Source organism: Cupriavidus sp. 05T41, assembly GCF_056396525.1.
Genome location: NZ_JBFTLQ010000136.1, coordinates 1 through 15146, shown reverse-complemented (window position 1 = coordinate 15146; position 15146 = coordinate 1). Strand labels below are relative to the sequence as shown.

The 15146-nt window shown below is 59.2% G+C and carries 15 protein-coding genes; 7 read left to right on the top strand and 8 right to left on the bottom strand.

The window, feature by feature from the left end; all coding sequences use genetic code 11:
* Positions 1-512: 512 nt before the first annotated feature.
* Positions 513-1190, bottom strand: a complete 678-nt coding sequence (locus AC1DKV_RS38565; RefSeq protein WP_477139545.1) for a carbonic anhydrase — start codon at positions 1188-1190, stop codon at positions 513-515.
* Between the two features lie 187 nt (positions 1191-1377).
* A complete protein-coding gene (locus tag AC1DKV_RS38560; RefSeq protein ID WP_477139544.1) occupies positions 1378-2139 on the bottom strand; it encodes a bestrophin-like domain in 762 nt (253 codons plus the stop codon).
* A 263-nt stretch (positions 2140-2402) separates the two neighbouring features.
* On the opposite strand from AC1DKV_RS38560, the gene AC1DKV_RS38555 reads away from it, so the two are divergent.
* Positions 2403-2762, top strand: a complete 360-nt coding sequence (locus tag AC1DKV_RS38555) for a hypothetical protein (RefSeq protein WP_477139543.1) — start codon at positions 2403-2405, stop codon at positions 2760-2762.
* Between the two features lie 881 nt (positions 2763-3643).
* Here the strand turns inward: AC1DKV_RS38555 and AC1DKV_RS38550 are convergent.
* Positions 3644-3823: a hypothetical protein gene (locus AC1DKV_RS38550; protein ID WP_477139542.1), complete on the bottom strand. Its 180-nt coding sequence runs from the start codon at positions 3821-3823 to the stop codon at positions 3644-3646.
* A 465-nt stretch (positions 3824-4288) separates the two neighbouring features.
* On the opposite strand from AC1DKV_RS38550, the gene AC1DKV_RS38545 reads away from it, so the two are divergent.
* Entirely contained in the window at positions 4289-4621 is a 333-nt protein-coding gene (locus AC1DKV_RS38545) for a hypothetical protein (RefSeq protein WP_441624245.1), read from the top strand.
* A 360-nt stretch (positions 4622-4981) separates the two neighbouring features.
* On the opposite strand, the gene AC1DKV_RS38540 is transcribed toward AC1DKV_RS38545, so the two are convergent.
* The 3 genes from AC1DKV_RS38540 to AC1DKV_RS38530 all read right to left on the bottom strand — a co-directional run bounded on the left by AC1DKV_RS38540 (position 4982) and on the right by AC1DKV_RS38530 (position 7355).
* Positions 4982-5185: a cold-shock protein gene (locus AC1DKV_RS38540; protein WP_477139541.1), complete on the bottom strand. Its 204-nt coding sequence runs from the start codon at positions 5183-5185 to the stop codon at positions 4982-4984.
* Between the two features lie 376 nt (positions 5186-5561).
* On the bottom strand, positions 5562-5993 hold the full coding sequence (locus AC1DKV_RS38535; RefSeq protein WP_441624229.1) for a hypothetical protein: 432 nt from the start codon (positions 5991-5993) through the stop codon (positions 5562-5564).
* Between the two features lie 987 nt (positions 5994-6980).
* Complete coding sequence (locus AC1DKV_RS38530; RefSeq protein ID WP_477139540.1) at positions 6981-7355, bottom strand: PHA-granule associated protein 4; 375 nt, start codon at positions 7353-7355, stop codon at positions 6981-6983.
* Positions 7356-7669: 314 nt separating this feature from the next.
* Here AC1DKV_RS38530 and AC1DKV_RS38525 point away from each other — a divergent pair, with 314 nt between their 5' ends.
* The 4 genes from AC1DKV_RS38525 (at position 7670) to AC1DKV_RS38510 (ending at position 10467) form a co-directional block, all read left to right on the top strand.
* Positions 7670-7987 (top strand): hypothetical protein, encoded by a 318-nt coding sequence (locus AC1DKV_RS38525; protein WP_441624225.1) that lies wholly within the window; start codon positions 7670-7672, stop codon positions 7985-7987.
* A 413-nt stretch (positions 7988-8400) separates the two neighbouring features.
* Entirely contained in the window at positions 8401-9081 is a 681-nt protein-coding gene (locus AC1DKV_RS38520) for a methyl-accepting chemotaxis protein (protein ID WP_441624223.1), read from the top strand.
* Positions 9082-9094: 13 nt separating this feature from the next.
* Positions 9095-9889 (top strand): type IV pili methyl-accepting chemotaxis transducer N-terminal domain-containing protein, encoded by a 795-nt coding sequence (locus tag AC1DKV_RS38515; protein WP_477139539.1) that lies wholly within the window; start codon positions 9095-9097, stop codon positions 9887-9889.
* Between the two features lie 224 nt (positions 9890-10113).
* On the top strand, positions 10114-10467 hold the full coding sequence (locus AC1DKV_RS38510; protein WP_441624219.1) for a helix-turn-helix domain-containing protein: 354 nt from the start codon (positions 10114-10116) through the stop codon (positions 10465-10467).
* A 9-nt stretch (positions 10468-10476) separates the two neighbouring features.
* Here the strand turns inward: AC1DKV_RS38510 and AC1DKV_RS38505 are convergent, their stop codons facing one another.
* Both AC1DKV_RS38505 and panP read right to left on the bottom strand, forming a co-directional pair.
* Positions 10477-10830: a gamma-glutamylcyclotransferase gene (locus AC1DKV_RS38505; RefSeq protein WP_441624243.1), complete on the bottom strand. Its 354-nt coding sequence runs from the start codon at positions 10828-10830 to the stop codon at positions 10477-10479.
* A 368-nt stretch (positions 10831-11198) separates the two neighbouring features.
* Complete coding sequence (gene panP, locus AC1DKV_RS38500; protein WP_477139538.1) at positions 11199-12839, bottom strand: pyridoxal-dependent aspartate 1-decarboxylase PanP; 1641 nt, start codon at positions 12837-12839, stop codon at positions 11199-11201.
* A gap of 719 nt (positions 12840-13558) precedes the next feature.
* Between panP and AC1DKV_RS38495 the strand changes: the two genes are divergently transcribed.
* A complete protein-coding gene (locus tag AC1DKV_RS38495; RefSeq protein WP_477139537.1) occupies positions 13559-14857 on the top strand; it encodes an RNA-guided endonuclease InsQ/TnpB family protein in 1299 nt (432 codons plus the stop codon).
* Positions 14858-15146: the final 289 nt, after the last annotated feature.

Here is a 15146-nt window from a genome sequence, read left to right as displayed (position 1 = left end):
GTCGAGTTCTTCGGTGACGGACAGGTCCTTGATGGCGAGGGTGGTAGTCATGGCAGTTCTCCTTGGGAGCGATTKAACTTTGGGTTCGGTTGGTTTGAGCAGTGTTTCTGCGCTCGGGAGGTACAAACGCATGGAGTGTGCCAAGGCGGCATAGGGACGCGAAAATCGCCCGCAAACCCAGGCGGGGCTTGGAATAGGTTTTCCCCGAGCGTAGAGAATGACGTCAAGGCCCTGCGCGCGTCGTCCTGGATCTGGCGGGCGTAAACCAACACATCAGCGCCAAGTGTTTGCGATCACGCGACACGCATGGGCCCCTACATCGGCGAGCGGGACGTCGCGCGTCAGGCCGCCTGGACCAGGCCCCCGGGCATTGACCCATTTTCGMTGTGCCGGCTATCGTTGAACCTCACGCTGCGGCTGAGCGCCCGCTGGCGCAGCTTGCTGAGCCACATAGTGGCCGTGCGCGTGCCATAGCGAGGCAACTCGAGTTCGCCTGACTGCGAGCCCCACTTTCACCGCGCGCGCGAGGCGAGGCGCGAAGCAAGCCGCTCAGCCAGCGCCCGGTCAATGACTTCGAACGAACGGCTCGCCCGCTCATAGGCATACATATCGCCGGTGGCTATGTCGAACCACCAGCCGCTCAATACCAGAGCCCCGGCCGTGACTTGGTGGCGGACGATCGGGTAGGTCATTAGATGCTCGAGCTGCACAAGGACATTGAGTTGCGACAATTGGTMGTGCGGCTTCAGCCCGTCATTGAGCGGGCCTTCGTGTTCGAGGCGAAACGCTGCGTTGTTGGCGTGGTAAAGCCATTTATCGAGATTCGGTGCTTTCAGCTTCGGGTTGCGTGCATAGACAGCTTTCATGGCGCCGCATTMGGAATGCCCGCACACGACAATATTCGCGACTTTCAGCACCAACACCGCGTACTCAATCGCRCTTGCCTCGGAGAGGTCGCCGGTCGAGACCCCCTCCGCAGTCGCCGGCGGTATCAAATTGCCGACGTTGCGCATCGTAAAAAGATCGCCGGGATGAGTAGATGCKAGCAGGTCCGGCACAACCCGGCTATCCGAGCACGTGATGAAGAATGCATCAGGTTTCTGCGCTAGCGCGAGCTTACTGAACCGTTCTGCATATTGCGGTAGCATCTTCTCGCGAAATTCGACAATGCCCATTATGAGTTTGCGCATGGCGTGCCTCCGACACAGTTGAGCCCGACGATTCTCCCAGAGGAGCGGTGCATCGCTCGCTATGCATAAACGCGCGTTGCGCTCCCCCATTTGCGATGCTATTTTCGTGCGCACCCCACCCTTCTGGTTGAGCCTGGCCTGCCAGGCTGCCTAATACATGGTGTGATGTCCATCGGTCTGCTAACGTTTATTGAGCGATCGATMGCTCCAGATCCAGCATGTTCTGCGGGTGAACGCGGATAATGCCCCAGCGCGGACTGTCGACGTCTGCGATGAGGGACAGCGAGAGCGAGGCCGTCAGGGGGAGGACAAGCAGGAGCGCGACCTTGGCGCCTTTGCCGCGCACGCCGTAGCCCTGGAGCAGGATGCTGAAGAGGGCAATCGCAATCATCAACGACCAGGCGCCGGTCGGCACCCTGTTCCGCCAGGCCGCAGTCGTGTACCCGTGTGAATTGATGACGTCGTTCATGCCCGCCACCGCAAGTGCGGTAACGGGATCCGGCATTGCCCGCGCCGCATCCCTAACGCCATTCCACATTCKACCTTCAAGTTCGGCGGTGCGGATATCTATTTGCGCCAGCATTGCCGTGTCTCTTGATCGATAGAAGCTAATTCTTAGCGCGACATATTCGCGAAGCAATCCTTTGACCTCCGTGGCTCGGGCGTTATCGAGGAGATCGGCGCGGAGGTATTCGGTGCCGATGGCATTCGCTTCCTCTTCTTCCAGGTTCTTGCGCTGATCGTACCGGCCGACTGCCATCGACAAAGTAAAACCAATCAACAATGCGAAAAGCGTCAAGGTCGCGGTCTGCACGATGCTGAAGTCATCGCGCTCCTCATCGGTTAATGGCCGAAAACGCCGGAGCACGAGCGTTGCAAAGGACGCCACCCCAGTGAATACAATCAACAACAGTACGAAGAGCACAGCAGGACGGTCGACCATTTGCATCACGTTCCCCTGTTTCGTTGACCCGGACAACGGCTGGCCATCTCGATGACCCCGCACCTGCGATCCTAGCCGAATTCCCATTGTCGAAACCTCGTTTTCTGTTCGGTTGCGCCTATTCGTGGTGCTTTSTTACTAATTTCCGACCGGGGGAGTGGTTCGCTAACAAGCGTGCCGCGCGCATCTGGCTGGTGGCACGTCGGCTGTATAAAGGGAGGAGGTCGCGGCGAAGGGCCGTTCGTTACCGATCGGCGGTMATTTGGCGTGTGCAGCCAGATGCCTTTGCACATGGCCGATCTCTGCCGTTTGAACGATTGTCCCTCCCCGGGGACAGCGGGGTCAAAAAAGCCCGAACAGGTTGCCTAACGCAGCCGGACAGCGCGATKAACGGCCACATCAACAACCGCGCTCTGCGCGCCKATCTCCATGGTGAGTACGAGCGCTTTCAAGACGGCGTCAAGAAGGCCAAAGACGTCGACGACAAGGAATCGGCCTTGTATTGGCAGGGAGCGGTTTATGCGACCGTGATGATGGCTAATATGTTCGCGTCATCAAAAGGCAAGAGGAACTTGACGTACCACGAGCATCGCTGGGGTAGCCATGGCGCGGCGGTCAGTTCGGCCTGACGCCCAGGCAAAACATCGTGAGTTGTCCCTCCCATAGGGGGCCTATCTGGCGGACCACATCTMCGTAGGAACGCCCGTCGTAGACATGCTCGAAGACCTTCGGATCGATCAGTCGAACAGCGTCACCGTAACATCGGCATTTTGCCGCGTTCATCCCTTCTCGCTGAAGGCAAGTCGCGACAAACGGGCGCTCTCCGTTTGGATCGCCTGTGCGCGTGAGATATCGCGCAAAAGCTTCTGCGAGGCCGCGAGTGGCCGGCGAGCAGCCTTCCGCGTTTATCACGGCCTCAGCTTCCTTCCAAAGCGGCACATACTCKAGGGTCAGGTTAGTTGCCATGGTCGGCGCCTGGAGTGCGACAACAACGTGCTCGTTTGCCATTGCAAAGCGACATTTCTCGCGAGCCTGCGCCCAAAAACTMGCAAAGAACATCTGATGATCKAGAGGTAACGGCGGACCGCACTCGTGCTGAAGCACCTCAAGAGCATCCCCCCGGGTCTTGGCCCAGGTCTTACCACTTGGGCATGCTTTGTAGGGTGTGTTTGTCCCCGGCACGCTGGCCAGCGCCTCCTTCGAAGGTGGGTACGAACACAGGAAGCGCACACCAGGCCCGTACATCCGCCTCACCTGGTTGCCATAGGCGCTAATGAAAGAACTGTTTGCTTGGCTCTCAGTCGTACCCAAGACGATCCGGACAAACGGCCGGTTCGATTCATTGAGAATGCGACACTCGAACGCGAGCGCGAAGGCGTGAGACGCCACCAGCATCAAGAAAGCCGGCAGAAGGCGAATTGCGATACGCGGGCTCGGCATCTCTTTTTCTTCTGTTGAACCAAGGCTGGTCGAAAGGATCCTTGTCCTGAGGATAGGTCCMTCGCAAACTTCACCACTGTTCGCCGGCGCACAGACGAAATGCTGCGCKGTGCTGGTTGTGAAGCGAAGCGAATGCGGCCTCGGATCGGGCCCATGCGCCGAGCGTTGCATCGAGAATCTGGGCGTCGTTGGCAAGCAGAACGATGATTGCATCCGCGCAGGCGCAATCGGCTACCGAGGTGGCGAGCACGGCCTGGTTCCGATCGCAGACAACKAGTTCGAAGCCCGCCTGCCGCGCGCAACGAGCCATGGGCGCGGATCMCGACGCCGTGCTCGCCGGCAGCGTGCCTTACCTCCTGTGCGGTTTCCAAGAGGCTCGCCGGTTTCACTGATGAAACGCGAAGGGAGCGGTAAGCCGGCGATGCCCCACCAGTCGACTACAGATGACCTTGCAGTCGTGGTCTGTCGTCTTCTAAGTTTCTCATACGGCACATAGGTCGAGCGGTCTGCGCCAGGCGGCAGACAGCAGCGAGATGTCGAGGCAAGCCCGGGTCCCTGCGGACAGAATTAGATACGAAATCCTGGGACCCGGCGACACTGTCCTCTAGTGGGCAATGCATTMAAATMAGGGTCGAGTGACGTCAACGATGGCGCGGCCCAAGCGTTTATAAGGGCGAGGCAAGTTGACTCATAAAATCTGAGGAGAGGTACCATGATGAACAGATTCTGTGCGGTGGCCATTGCAGCGCTCTTTTCGGTAGGCTTTGCCTACGCTCAAACTGCCGCGCCTGGGGCAGCCGCCAAGCCTGCAGCGCCAGCCGCCGCTCCGGCAGCTTCCTCGAGCTGCGAAGCGAAGGCGGTCGACAAAAATGGCAAGCCGCTAGCTGGGGCCGCGAAAGCTTCCTCTATCAAGAAGTGCGAAAGTGGCAACAAAGGCGACGCATCAGCCGCCTGCGAAGCCAAGGCCGTTGGGAAGGACGGTAAGCAACTCGCCGGTGCTGCAAAGACGTCCTTCATGAAGAAGTGCCAGGCCGACGCCGGCAAATAATCTCGAATTTGAGAAAAGGCCGGCCACGCGCCGGTTTTTTCTGCCGCTCCGCCGCTGGCTTCAATGCATGATTACTGGCCAGCGTGGAGCAGGGGTCGCGGTCAGTTTGCTCCAGACACTCATTGTGATTAATAACGCCAGTCCTGAGTATTGGGTTTTGTGCGGACTTTGACGGTCGAGGGTGGGGCCTGCTGACGTTGTTCAGAGACTATTTGCGGGGCCGCGTTGGCGTATTGGTAGCAGTTGGCTGCCGACCCGTGTGAATGCCGATGAAGCGGGCGAGTGTCGCCGGAAACAAAAAAGCCCCTCGTCAATGCGAAGGGCCTTTCTTCCATCTCGACTGCCTAGGTGCAATGGCGCTTACAGCTTGCGAATCCGGGAGGCTTGCGGACCTTTCGGGCTGTCCTTGACTTCGAACTCGACTTTGGAGCCATCGTCTAAGGACTTGTACCCAGTACCCTGGATTTCGGAGTGATGAGCAAATAAGTCCTTGCCGCCATCATCTKGTGTGATGAACCCGAAGCCTTTTTCAGCGTTAAACCACTTTACGATACCAGTTGCCATCTCATCCTCATTGTTAGGAGCATGCATGCTGCATGCAGAAATAGAAAATCCAATCTGGACTTGCTATTCCAATGTAAGCATCCTGCCGTCGATTGCAGGAAAGTCATTTAGTTAGTGATCATAGCCGGGGAAACACATGCAGCCAAGGTGTCTAGGGTTTACCACGGGGGCACGCCATGAGGCCGCTCAGGCTGGTAGCGGAGTCACCGCTGGTTCTCGCATAAGCTTATTGGTGAAATGAGAATTAAAGGCAACTGATTCTCGCGACCTCGTGGTGGCCGCGTGCACGTCTCTGCCCAGCGAAAAAACCTGACACGGAAGCGAGGGAGGGCGGTGGGCCGAAAAGGAGCGCGTTGTAGGGTGGCAGCAAACTGAATCAGGTCCAGCTGCTCAGCGCCAGCACGTCAGCGGCCGTGTCGAGGATAGCGGCCTGCTGGAGCAAATCGGCAGGGTGATTTGAGGTGGCACTTGTACCTGCCTTGGTCATGTGCGCCTGAGCCATTGCCCGCAGGCTTGCGGCATCCTGGCGCAGGACTTGGACGCTGACAGAATCGGACCAGTGCCCCCTTTTCCCGCTGCTCGTCGGTTGCAAAGTCACCGGGTCCGACGTCATGGGGGAAGCGAAAATTTGATGCATATTGACCCTTTGATTTTGTTGTGCCTGGTTTCGCTTGGTGCTGTCGCGCGAAAGGACTCTTTTTGTTGCGGAAATGAATGCAAGCACACCCGATAGCAGGGTGGCCAGCAGCAGCGATGAATTCCGAGAGTGCGTCGCAGAAGCCGATCGCGCATTGGACACAATCCACATGACGATTTGGTGTCCGTCCAGTAGGCCAAAGCGATGATATCGGCAGGGTTAAGGGTTAATCTCGATGCTGTGTGACGTCGATTCAACGTGTGACCAAGCCAGTATCGGAGGCGGGCCGCAATGCCAGGAAATGGCGCGAAAATGTTCTTTATATCTGACGTGAAAATTTTTAATTTCACGTAGACTGATGAAGTAGTCCTTGCTGCCACCCGCGTCTCGCTTCCCGGCKACGCGGGTTTATTTTTGTGCGATAGCCCACGCAGCAGAATTTTCTCGATGTTTGGCCTACACTTTCCAACCATGAGTTGCACTTAACCCAGCGTTGCTGCTGKGGCTGTCGTGGCTATGGAAATCTACCAACTGCATCTTGTTTCCACGGGTGTGCACCMGCGATGGCTTATTGAGGGGCACAGAGTTCGCGTTCCTGTTGAAGGCAACCAGGTGAACCTGGATGGGAAACTGCTAKAGGTCTACGGTTGCCGTACCGGAAGCGGAAGAGTGCGAACGGGACCGGTTGGACTTGTGTCGGGAACCGTAGTCGAAGTCTGGCGCGATGCCAATGGATTGTTCGTGTGTGCACGTGCCGATGAGGTAGACCGTGCACGTGCCGCTCAGGTGGCGAGAGAAGAGGCGGCTCAGGTCGCTTCGTGTGAGCGCGAGCGGACCCTTCGAGCACAAGCACATGCGTTCAACGCTAGCCTCCCAATTCCCCTCAAGTKGGTGCCCGGTGCTATCGAGGACGAGCTTGGCCATCCGGAGGGCATATCAGATGAGGAAGGGGCGTATCCAGCTAGTATTGTTCACGTCTTGTTAGAAGAGGGTTTTCGCGATGGACGTCTTATGCGGAACGCTGGCGATTTGCTATGCATGCGCTTGCGGCGAGACGGTGGTGAGCATTTTCCTGTGCGAAAAGAGGAAACGTATATCCAGGTCTCGTGCAAAGCGTGTCTGACGGCTGCAAAGCGGTGGCGCTGCGACTAGCCGGCGTTATTCGGCCCAGACGGCATCAACGTCCCTCAGTAGCCGACCAGCCAAGATGTAGTCGCCAAGTTTTTCCGCCTTTGCCTCCAGCCGCTGGAGTTCGCCTGCTGGCAATTCACCCAGCTCAAACTGGCAGTATAGATTCCGTTGCCGGAAGGACAGCTTCGCTCGACTCAGTCCAGCAATGAGTGCCGCCGGTGATTTTACGGCGATGTTCTCATGCCCCCGGTACTCCACACGGACGCCGGCTTTCTGGCCGAGTCGCCCTAGCTCCACGGCATCTTGCCAAGCCGACTCGTAGTCCAATTCGATTACCGATATTCCTGCTGTATTCAGGAACCGCAGGKCCTCCCCTTTGGTTCCGGCGCGCGTTGTCGCCATCCTTACCTCMACTCACATCATCCGCTGCATCCAGGTCGAGCGCCTGCTTCCGTTCCCCCCTTGCTGCGAGTTCGCTTTGCAAGAGCACATTGTACCCGGCGGAGGGCCGCTTCTCTGTTGGGTGGCGCTCATGTTCGTGCAAAAAAGCKGTGCATAATTTCACCTCGCGCGCTTGTCTTTTGCATGCGACGGCCGCATGCCATTGCGTCGGAGAATAAGCACGGACGGACGTGCCGTGTCAGTCCGCGCAAGATTCGTTTGCAGCCTGCCATGGCGGGCTGCAATTTGACCGGCACCCCTGGCGTTACACATTCATGTTGCGTATTTTTTCTTCAATTTTTCTTTCCTCGGCATTGCTGGCGAGCCACGGCAGCCTAGCCCAGTCCTATGTCGAATGTAAGCTTCTCGACAAAGCGGAGCTTAAACTCGCTCCCAAGTCGACGCTCTTGTATCTCCGTTGTCGTGCACGGCAGACTTCGTATGAGGCTGAACGCATCAAGGGCGTTTCGCAAAAGGCCAAGGATGACCTGTTGTTTGCGTGCCAGGACCAGGTGATTGCGGTCGAGCATCAGTTGCGCGTGAGTCACGGCTTCACGAGGGAGTCGCTGGCCAGAGAGAGGTGCGATTACTGAGGCTCCGTGCTTGACGGGGCAGGCATCGCCCGCCCAGTCTCCCACACTCCAGCCACAGGCGCGTCCCGGTTGGCCGCCGTGCCCCAGCGCACGCGTCGTGATGAGGCATCTGGCACGGGATCGGTGCGCGGGTCGGTCCCGCCGTGCCATTTTCCTGCGCCCGCAGCCTGATGCAACTTCCGGGAGCTGTGGCATAGATATTGCGTAAGCGATACACGGGCCAACGGCGGCCTTGAAACAATCTGGCAAGTCGCGATGACACGCTCCGAAAAGGAGCATCCCGGGCAATGGCGCCCCGAAGCGAAATGCTCGCGAACCGGACAACCGGTTTGTAGGCATCTCGCTTCGGGGCGCTTTTTCTTTGCCGGTCAGCGCGGTGCGCGTCCGCGTCGACACTACCTGCAAGGCATGGCATGAACGCTTTCTCTACTCAGTCACCCGAGGCCGAAGTGTCCGCCGAAACCATCGGCGGATTGATCAACCTTTCCGGAAGGCAGCGCATGCTGTCGCAACGGATCGTCCTCCAGCTATTGCTGGCTTCGCGGGGGGACACTGCCGCGCTCGACATCGCACGCAAGTGCCTGTCAATGTTCGAGTCGGCGCATTCGGATCTCGTAACGGGCAATGAGCGTTTGCCCGGCGCATTCTCCGGCGCTTTGCAGCAACTGTACTTTGGCAGTCCGCGCGCTGACGCGCGTATCCGTGAATTCATCGACCAGGTCAGAACAGCGATAGACGCACCACTGGCCGACACCAGCCGGCGAGCGCAATCCCTCGACATGCTGGTGGCGCAGGCCACGCCAATGCTTGAACTGCTGCAGTCCGTCACTCAGGCCTACCAGGAGGAGATGCACCGTTGCGAGGTCGCTGTGCGCAAACGCCACGCCGACCTCGTCGAGCGCCTCAGCGGGATTTCGATGCAGGCGAACATCGTMGCAATGAATGCGCGCATCTCGGCGGCACGGGCGGGAGAGTACGGCAGGGAGTTCGCGGTGATCACGCTGGTGCTTGCAGACATCATCAAGGAGATGGATCAGCTGATCCGACACGTCGTCGGCTCGATCGATGCGTCCAAAGGTCCAATCAAAGTTTAACGCGGAGACGCCCTTGAAACGTTACCTCTGTTCCTTMTGCTTGATTGCCTGCAGCGTCCTGGCGCTGGCCTTGTCCGGGACCGCTTCGGCCGAAACGCTAACGATCAACGCGGCGATCAACAAGGCGGGCCGCCAGCGCATGCTGTCTCAGCGCATGGCCAAGGCATACTGCCAGGCTGGCCTCGGTGTTGAAGTCGAACGTTCGAAGAAGGTCCTCGAACAGTCCGTGGCGCTCTTTGACAGGCAGCTCATGGAGCTGAAGGCGTCCGCGCCCACGCCGGAGATCAAGGACACCTACGCCAGGCTCGAGCAGACATKGATTCCCTACAAGCAGTTGCTGTCCGCTGGCGATCCGAATCTCGATGGCGCGAAAGCAATCGCAGGAATGAGCGAGGACGTGCTGAAGCTTGCGCAACAGGGAACCCTCCTGCTCGAGAAACATGCCGGCACCATGACGGGTAAGCTGATCAACGTTKCCGGCCGCCAGCGGATGCTCTCGCAGAGAATCGCCAAGATCAGCATGTTCCGCGCCTGGGGCATTACTTCCCCCCAGATGGCGCAGGATCTGGACACGGCTACCAGGGAATTCGCAGCCGCGCAGGGGCTCCTCACCGCGGCGCCGCAAAACACTGAGGCAATCCGCCGCGAACTGCAGCTTGCCGGCTCCCAGTGGCTGTTCTTTGAAGAGGCACTCAATCAGACCGGGGTCAGTCGCGCGGAACAGTTGAGAAACATCGCCACGACCAGCKAGCGTATTCTTCAGGTGATGGATGACGTCACCAGCATGTATGAAGGGATGCCCAAGTAACGTGGGAGCGTGAACGAGCTATGCCAGACGCGGCTTTACAGGCAGCCACGCCTGCAATGCCGCCAGCCAGTCTGCCGGGCAGACGCTCGCGGAAATTACGCGCTGAGCTGGCGGCGGCGCAGGCGAGGGCGCGGCATTTGATATACTTTCACGATGATGAAATAATCGGGAGAGCCGCCCCAGTGCTGGATCTCCCAGTCTCCCAAATCTCCGGACCTCCTCCCATGCCACGACCGCTAGCCGATGCCGCGCCACCATCGCGGGCTGCCATCCGTACCATCGACCAACTGGGTGATCGCATTCGGGCGACACGGGTTGCTGAGGGGATGCCAATTGACCAGGCGGCCAGGCATTGCGGCGTTTCCGTCGGCATGCTATCCAAGCTGGAGAACGGCAAAGGGGTGAATCTGGAGCACGCACTACGCGCGCTGGAAGGACTGGGTTTGACGATGCTCGTTGTCCCAAAGGCGCACGCGCCCCTGCTCGAGCAGGCCGCCACCCACGCGGCCAAAGCCTCCCAACTCGCAATGAGGGCGGATGGCAACCACATGGAAGAGGGCGAAGCCCGGTACTTTTGAGCGGTCACGCTAGAGGGAATCAGAATCGCCCGTGGCGGTGGCACCCCGACCGCTGGTTTGCCGGTAGGCCTTGCCAGAAGCCAGGCGAATCGTTCCCCAGTTCGGGCGGTACAGTCCATGAACCGTCTCGCGGATCCATACGAGTCCCAGCTCTTCCGATAGATCGTTCTCGGCCAGCCGGAAGGCCATGCCGGCGGATTGACCGCCCGCTTTCAAGGCGAGCATCCGTCCTGGCCATTCGTAGGTGCCCCGTCCGGCGAACAGCCGAATACAGAAACTGCGATGCCAACCCTGGAGGAAGGCAGACTGCCTTTCTACGAACCTGAGCAGTGGATTCCAGATCAACGATCCATAGGCGAACAGTCAGACGGGTTCTCCATGCGAACGTTGCGCGAGCGCTTCACGCATCGAGGCTTCGATGCGCCGACGCGACCAGGAGGGCTGGCCGGGCAGATCCTGGAACGAGTCCAGATAAGCGCCGGTGCTGATCAACTCTCTCGTCAGTATGATCCTGTTCCTTTGCGATACTTGCGGTGCAACCCGAAGAGGCGTTGCACCGCCTGACGGCCGGTCATTGGCCGGTCGCTTCAGAACTGCAGTCGCCCATTGACACTGCAGTCGCCTAACTGCCGAAGAGCCCACCGACTCTACGAGTCAGTCAATGACGGTACTCGGAGGACTGTTACCAGCGACGCATCGTCGACGAATGGCGCCCGCCAGCTCCAAATGCCTCACGCGGCGTCCGGCGCGCCCACCAGCGCCATCAGCGGCGCCATGCATGGGCTGGCCGCCGCCAGCGCGCGCTGTTCGTCGAGGATGTCCTGCAGGATGGCATGCGTCGTATCCGGGTTGGCCAGCACCACGCGGAAAACGGCAATCGGGCGGCCTCCCCACTGTGTCGACATCAACTGCGTGCGCGATACGAACGAGCGGCCGGCATCGCGCTGCATTTCCTGAATGCTGATGGTCAGCKCATCCAGCGCGTCCAGGATCCTCTCGCGCCTGTCGGCCGAAGCCGTTGCCAGCGCGGCACGCACGGTCTCGGGCACATGGCGGTAGGTCAGGATGCAAAGCTGCGGGTGGCTGTCGAGCTCGAAATCCGGCTGCTGCGCAATCTGGGATGCAAAGTAGCGGGCGTTATCGATGCTACGATCGATCAACTGCGCCAACCCCTTGCGACCGAGCAGATGAAAGTTCGCGTAGAGCATGACTGCCGCCGCGCCGCGCGATCCTTCGAGCGTATGGCGCCCCAGGTCCACCGAGCCCTTGCGCACGATGTAGTTCGCATGCTGGATGATTTCCTGCGTCCACGCCGGGCTCCGGAACAGCACCATGCCGGCACCCATCGGCACGTAGAACTGTTTGTGCGCATCGATGACGACGGAATCGGCACGCTCGATGCCCGCGAAGCGCCAGCGCTCGCGCTCCGACAGCAGTGTTGCGCCGCCCCATGCGGCATCCACGTGGAAATGGCAGCCGGCCTCCTGAGCAACATCCGCAATCGCGTCGAGCGGATCGACCGCGCCCGTCTCTGTCGTCCCCGCTATGCCGACGATCGCCATCGGCCGGATGTTGCGCTGCTGCAGGTCACGCATGGTGTCGCGCAGCAGGTCGATGCGCATGCGACCGTCTGCATCGACCCCGACCGGCACGAGATTGTCGCGCCCGATGCCAAGGACATCGGCGGCCTTTCGCAGCGAGTAGTGCCCGCGCTCCGAGACGACGATTGCAAGCCCGTCATGGCCGTAATGGCGTAGTGCAGCCATCAGTCCGGCGCGATGGATGCCGGCGAAGCCATCACGCGCGCCCAGCAAGTTGTTGCGGCTCGCCCATAGCGCGGTGAGGTTGGCGACCGTGCCGCCAGAACAGATCGCGCCGAGCGCGTGATCGGCATCGTGCAGCCATCTCGCATAGAACGCGCTGTCCTGGGCAAACACCAGCTTGTGCAGCATGCCGATGACCTGGCGCTCGAGCCCTGTCAGCGCGCCCGACGTCTCGAGCTTCACGACGTTCTGGTTCAGCGCTGCCACCACCTTGGCCAGCGAGGGCATGAACGACGGCAGCGACGACGTCATGTGTCCGACGAACGTTGGTGACGCCACGGGCATCACGTGCCGAAACACGTCGTTGAGCAGATGATCGGCATGCGCTTGCGGCGATGTCGGCGTCTCGGGCAGCTCAACCGACGCGAACTCCGCCTCGCGTGTGGCGCACGCGCCAGCCGGATCAAAACGCTCGCCCGCAAAGAAATCCGCCGGATGTTCGGCGATCAATCGCTCGAGCGATTCGAATGCCCCCCGATCCGCGTCGAACCAGCGCAAGGGGCAGTCGTCGCCCCCGTCCATGCTTTGTGAGGTCTCTTCGCGAGACATGTGCGGCTTCATTTGCATTACCCAGTTCAATCCCGTAGCGCCATGGTGCGTCGGGCATTATGCCGGATCGGACGGGTAAGTGAATGGCTGAGGGCTCCKACCGGCACCTTTGACGACCTCGCCGCTGCCCGTTGACGACCCTCAATCGCCTTTTCTATTGGGATGCGCCTGATCCGAAGTGTACCTAAGCGCCCTGGCCAAGCATGTGGCGGAAGTGCCGGCACGCGTACCGGCAGCAGCGTGGTCGCTCCCTCGGACAGACTGACTCTAGTACTTAAATAAGTGCGCGAATATGTATAATCGTCGTCATGGAGCGCACATATAGCACTGGAAAGGCTGTCGACTTGCTCGACGTGTCTGTGAAGACTTGCAGCGATGGGAGCGCGAGGGTCGGTCCAGTGCCGCTCAGAAGCCGGATCTAGCCAACCAGAGACGGGGGATGGGGGAGTTTGTTGTCGCGCGCGGGCTTGCAAACGTCGAAGTCATGGAGGAGATTGAGGAGGACTCAATTTTCAGCGTAAGCGATTCTTGACATTGATRAACGAAATCGGCCAGCGTGAGATAAAAGTCCTGGTAGTTGCGYACMGCGACAGGCYGACTCGSTTTGGCTTTGAGTGGTTTGAGCACTATGCAAAAACWAACGGCTGCGAGATACTGGTATTGAATCAGGAGCGGCTTTCGCCTGAGAAACTATAAGAAGAAGCTTCAGGAAGCGTTGGATGYTGATCGCACACCGRATTGAACTCAAACCRACMGCGGAGCAGGAGGACTATTTCCGCCGAGCTTGTGGCACGGCTCGCTTCGTCTGGAATTGGGCCCTTGCCGAGTGGAATCGACAGTATGAGGCGGGCTCGAAGCCGAATRCACTKGCACTYAAGAAGCAATTCAACGCMTTCAAATATGCCGARTTYCCCTGGCTGAAGGACATGCATCGTGACTCGCATGCGCAGCCCTTTGCCAATCTGAGCAAGGCCTGGAGCAAGTTCTTCGACGACGTRAAAARGGGAAAGAATGCTTATCGCCCTGTCTTCAAGCGGAAGGGAMAGGCGCGCGATTCTTTCTACGTCGCCAACGACAAGCTGACCGTRGATGAAAGGCARGTACGTCTGCCCGTGCTGGGCAARGTGAGGATGAAAGAGGCACCGCGGTTCGGCGGCAAGATAATGGGCGCCACGGTGTCACGCGATGGCACRCGCTGGTATCTGTCGCTGCAGCAGGAGGTGGACATATGCTGGATTGRGCCGGCGGCTCGCCGCCCGGTCACCGGCGTCGACCTCAACGTCAAGGAAATCGTCTGCTCTGACGGCAAACGTTATGAGACGCCGCGTGCGCTAAAGAAGGCGCAGAAGCGGTTGACGCGGTTGCAGCGGTCAGTGTCGCGCAAGATGGAAGCGCAGAAGCAACGTATGGGCCTAGGTGAAAAGGGCCGGATTCCCACGGGGGTGCGTCTTCTCCCGTCCAAGAACCGTGAGAAGGCATCGCGAAAGCTCGCTGATCAGCATCGAAAGATCAGGTGCATTCGCAATGACTTCACGCACAAGATGACGACCTCGCTCGCACGTGAAAACCAAACGTTGGGCATCGAGGACTTGTCTGTGCAGGGAATGACTGCAAGCGCCAAGGGGAGTGTCGACAAACCGGGAAGAAATGTCCGTCAAAAAGCCGGCCTGAACCGYGCCATTCTCGACGTGGCATTTGGGGAGATTCGCCGCCAGATCGAATACAAGAGTGCTTGGTATGGGACAACGCTAGTGACGGCGGATCGCTTCTTTCCTAGCTCAAAGCGTTGCTCATGCTGCGGCGAGGTAAATTCGGCTTTGATGTTAAAGGATCGAGAGTGGACTTGCGTAAGCTGTGACACGCGCCATGACAGAGACTTTAACGCGAGCGCAAACCTCGAACAAATGGTTTTTCTACCTGAGGCTATCGGGAAAGTTACGCCTGTCAGATACGAGCCTGGCCAGTCAGGGGGTTCGGGGCAGGAACCGGACGCGCACATTTGTGCACGTTTTGGATAGCAGTGCATGCAAGGAATGAAGCGATCAGGATTCCACGGCTTTGCGCCGCCGATGCCGATGTCGAGCGTTACGGTCTGCATTTTGAAGTATTGCGGACTTGCTTCTGTTCTGAKGTGTCTCCGCCTTTAAGCCGGCATTGCGCTTCGTCCCCTAGTCATCCGAGGTCGGCCGTTCGAAGCGGCTGCCTCAKGGAATGGCTGTTCCCAGGACCTCCGGGCCCGCTAGCTAGCCGTCATTTGAGCTCGGCAAGCAGCACCCTCGCTTCGCGCAGGTCGTGTGTATCCAAGCC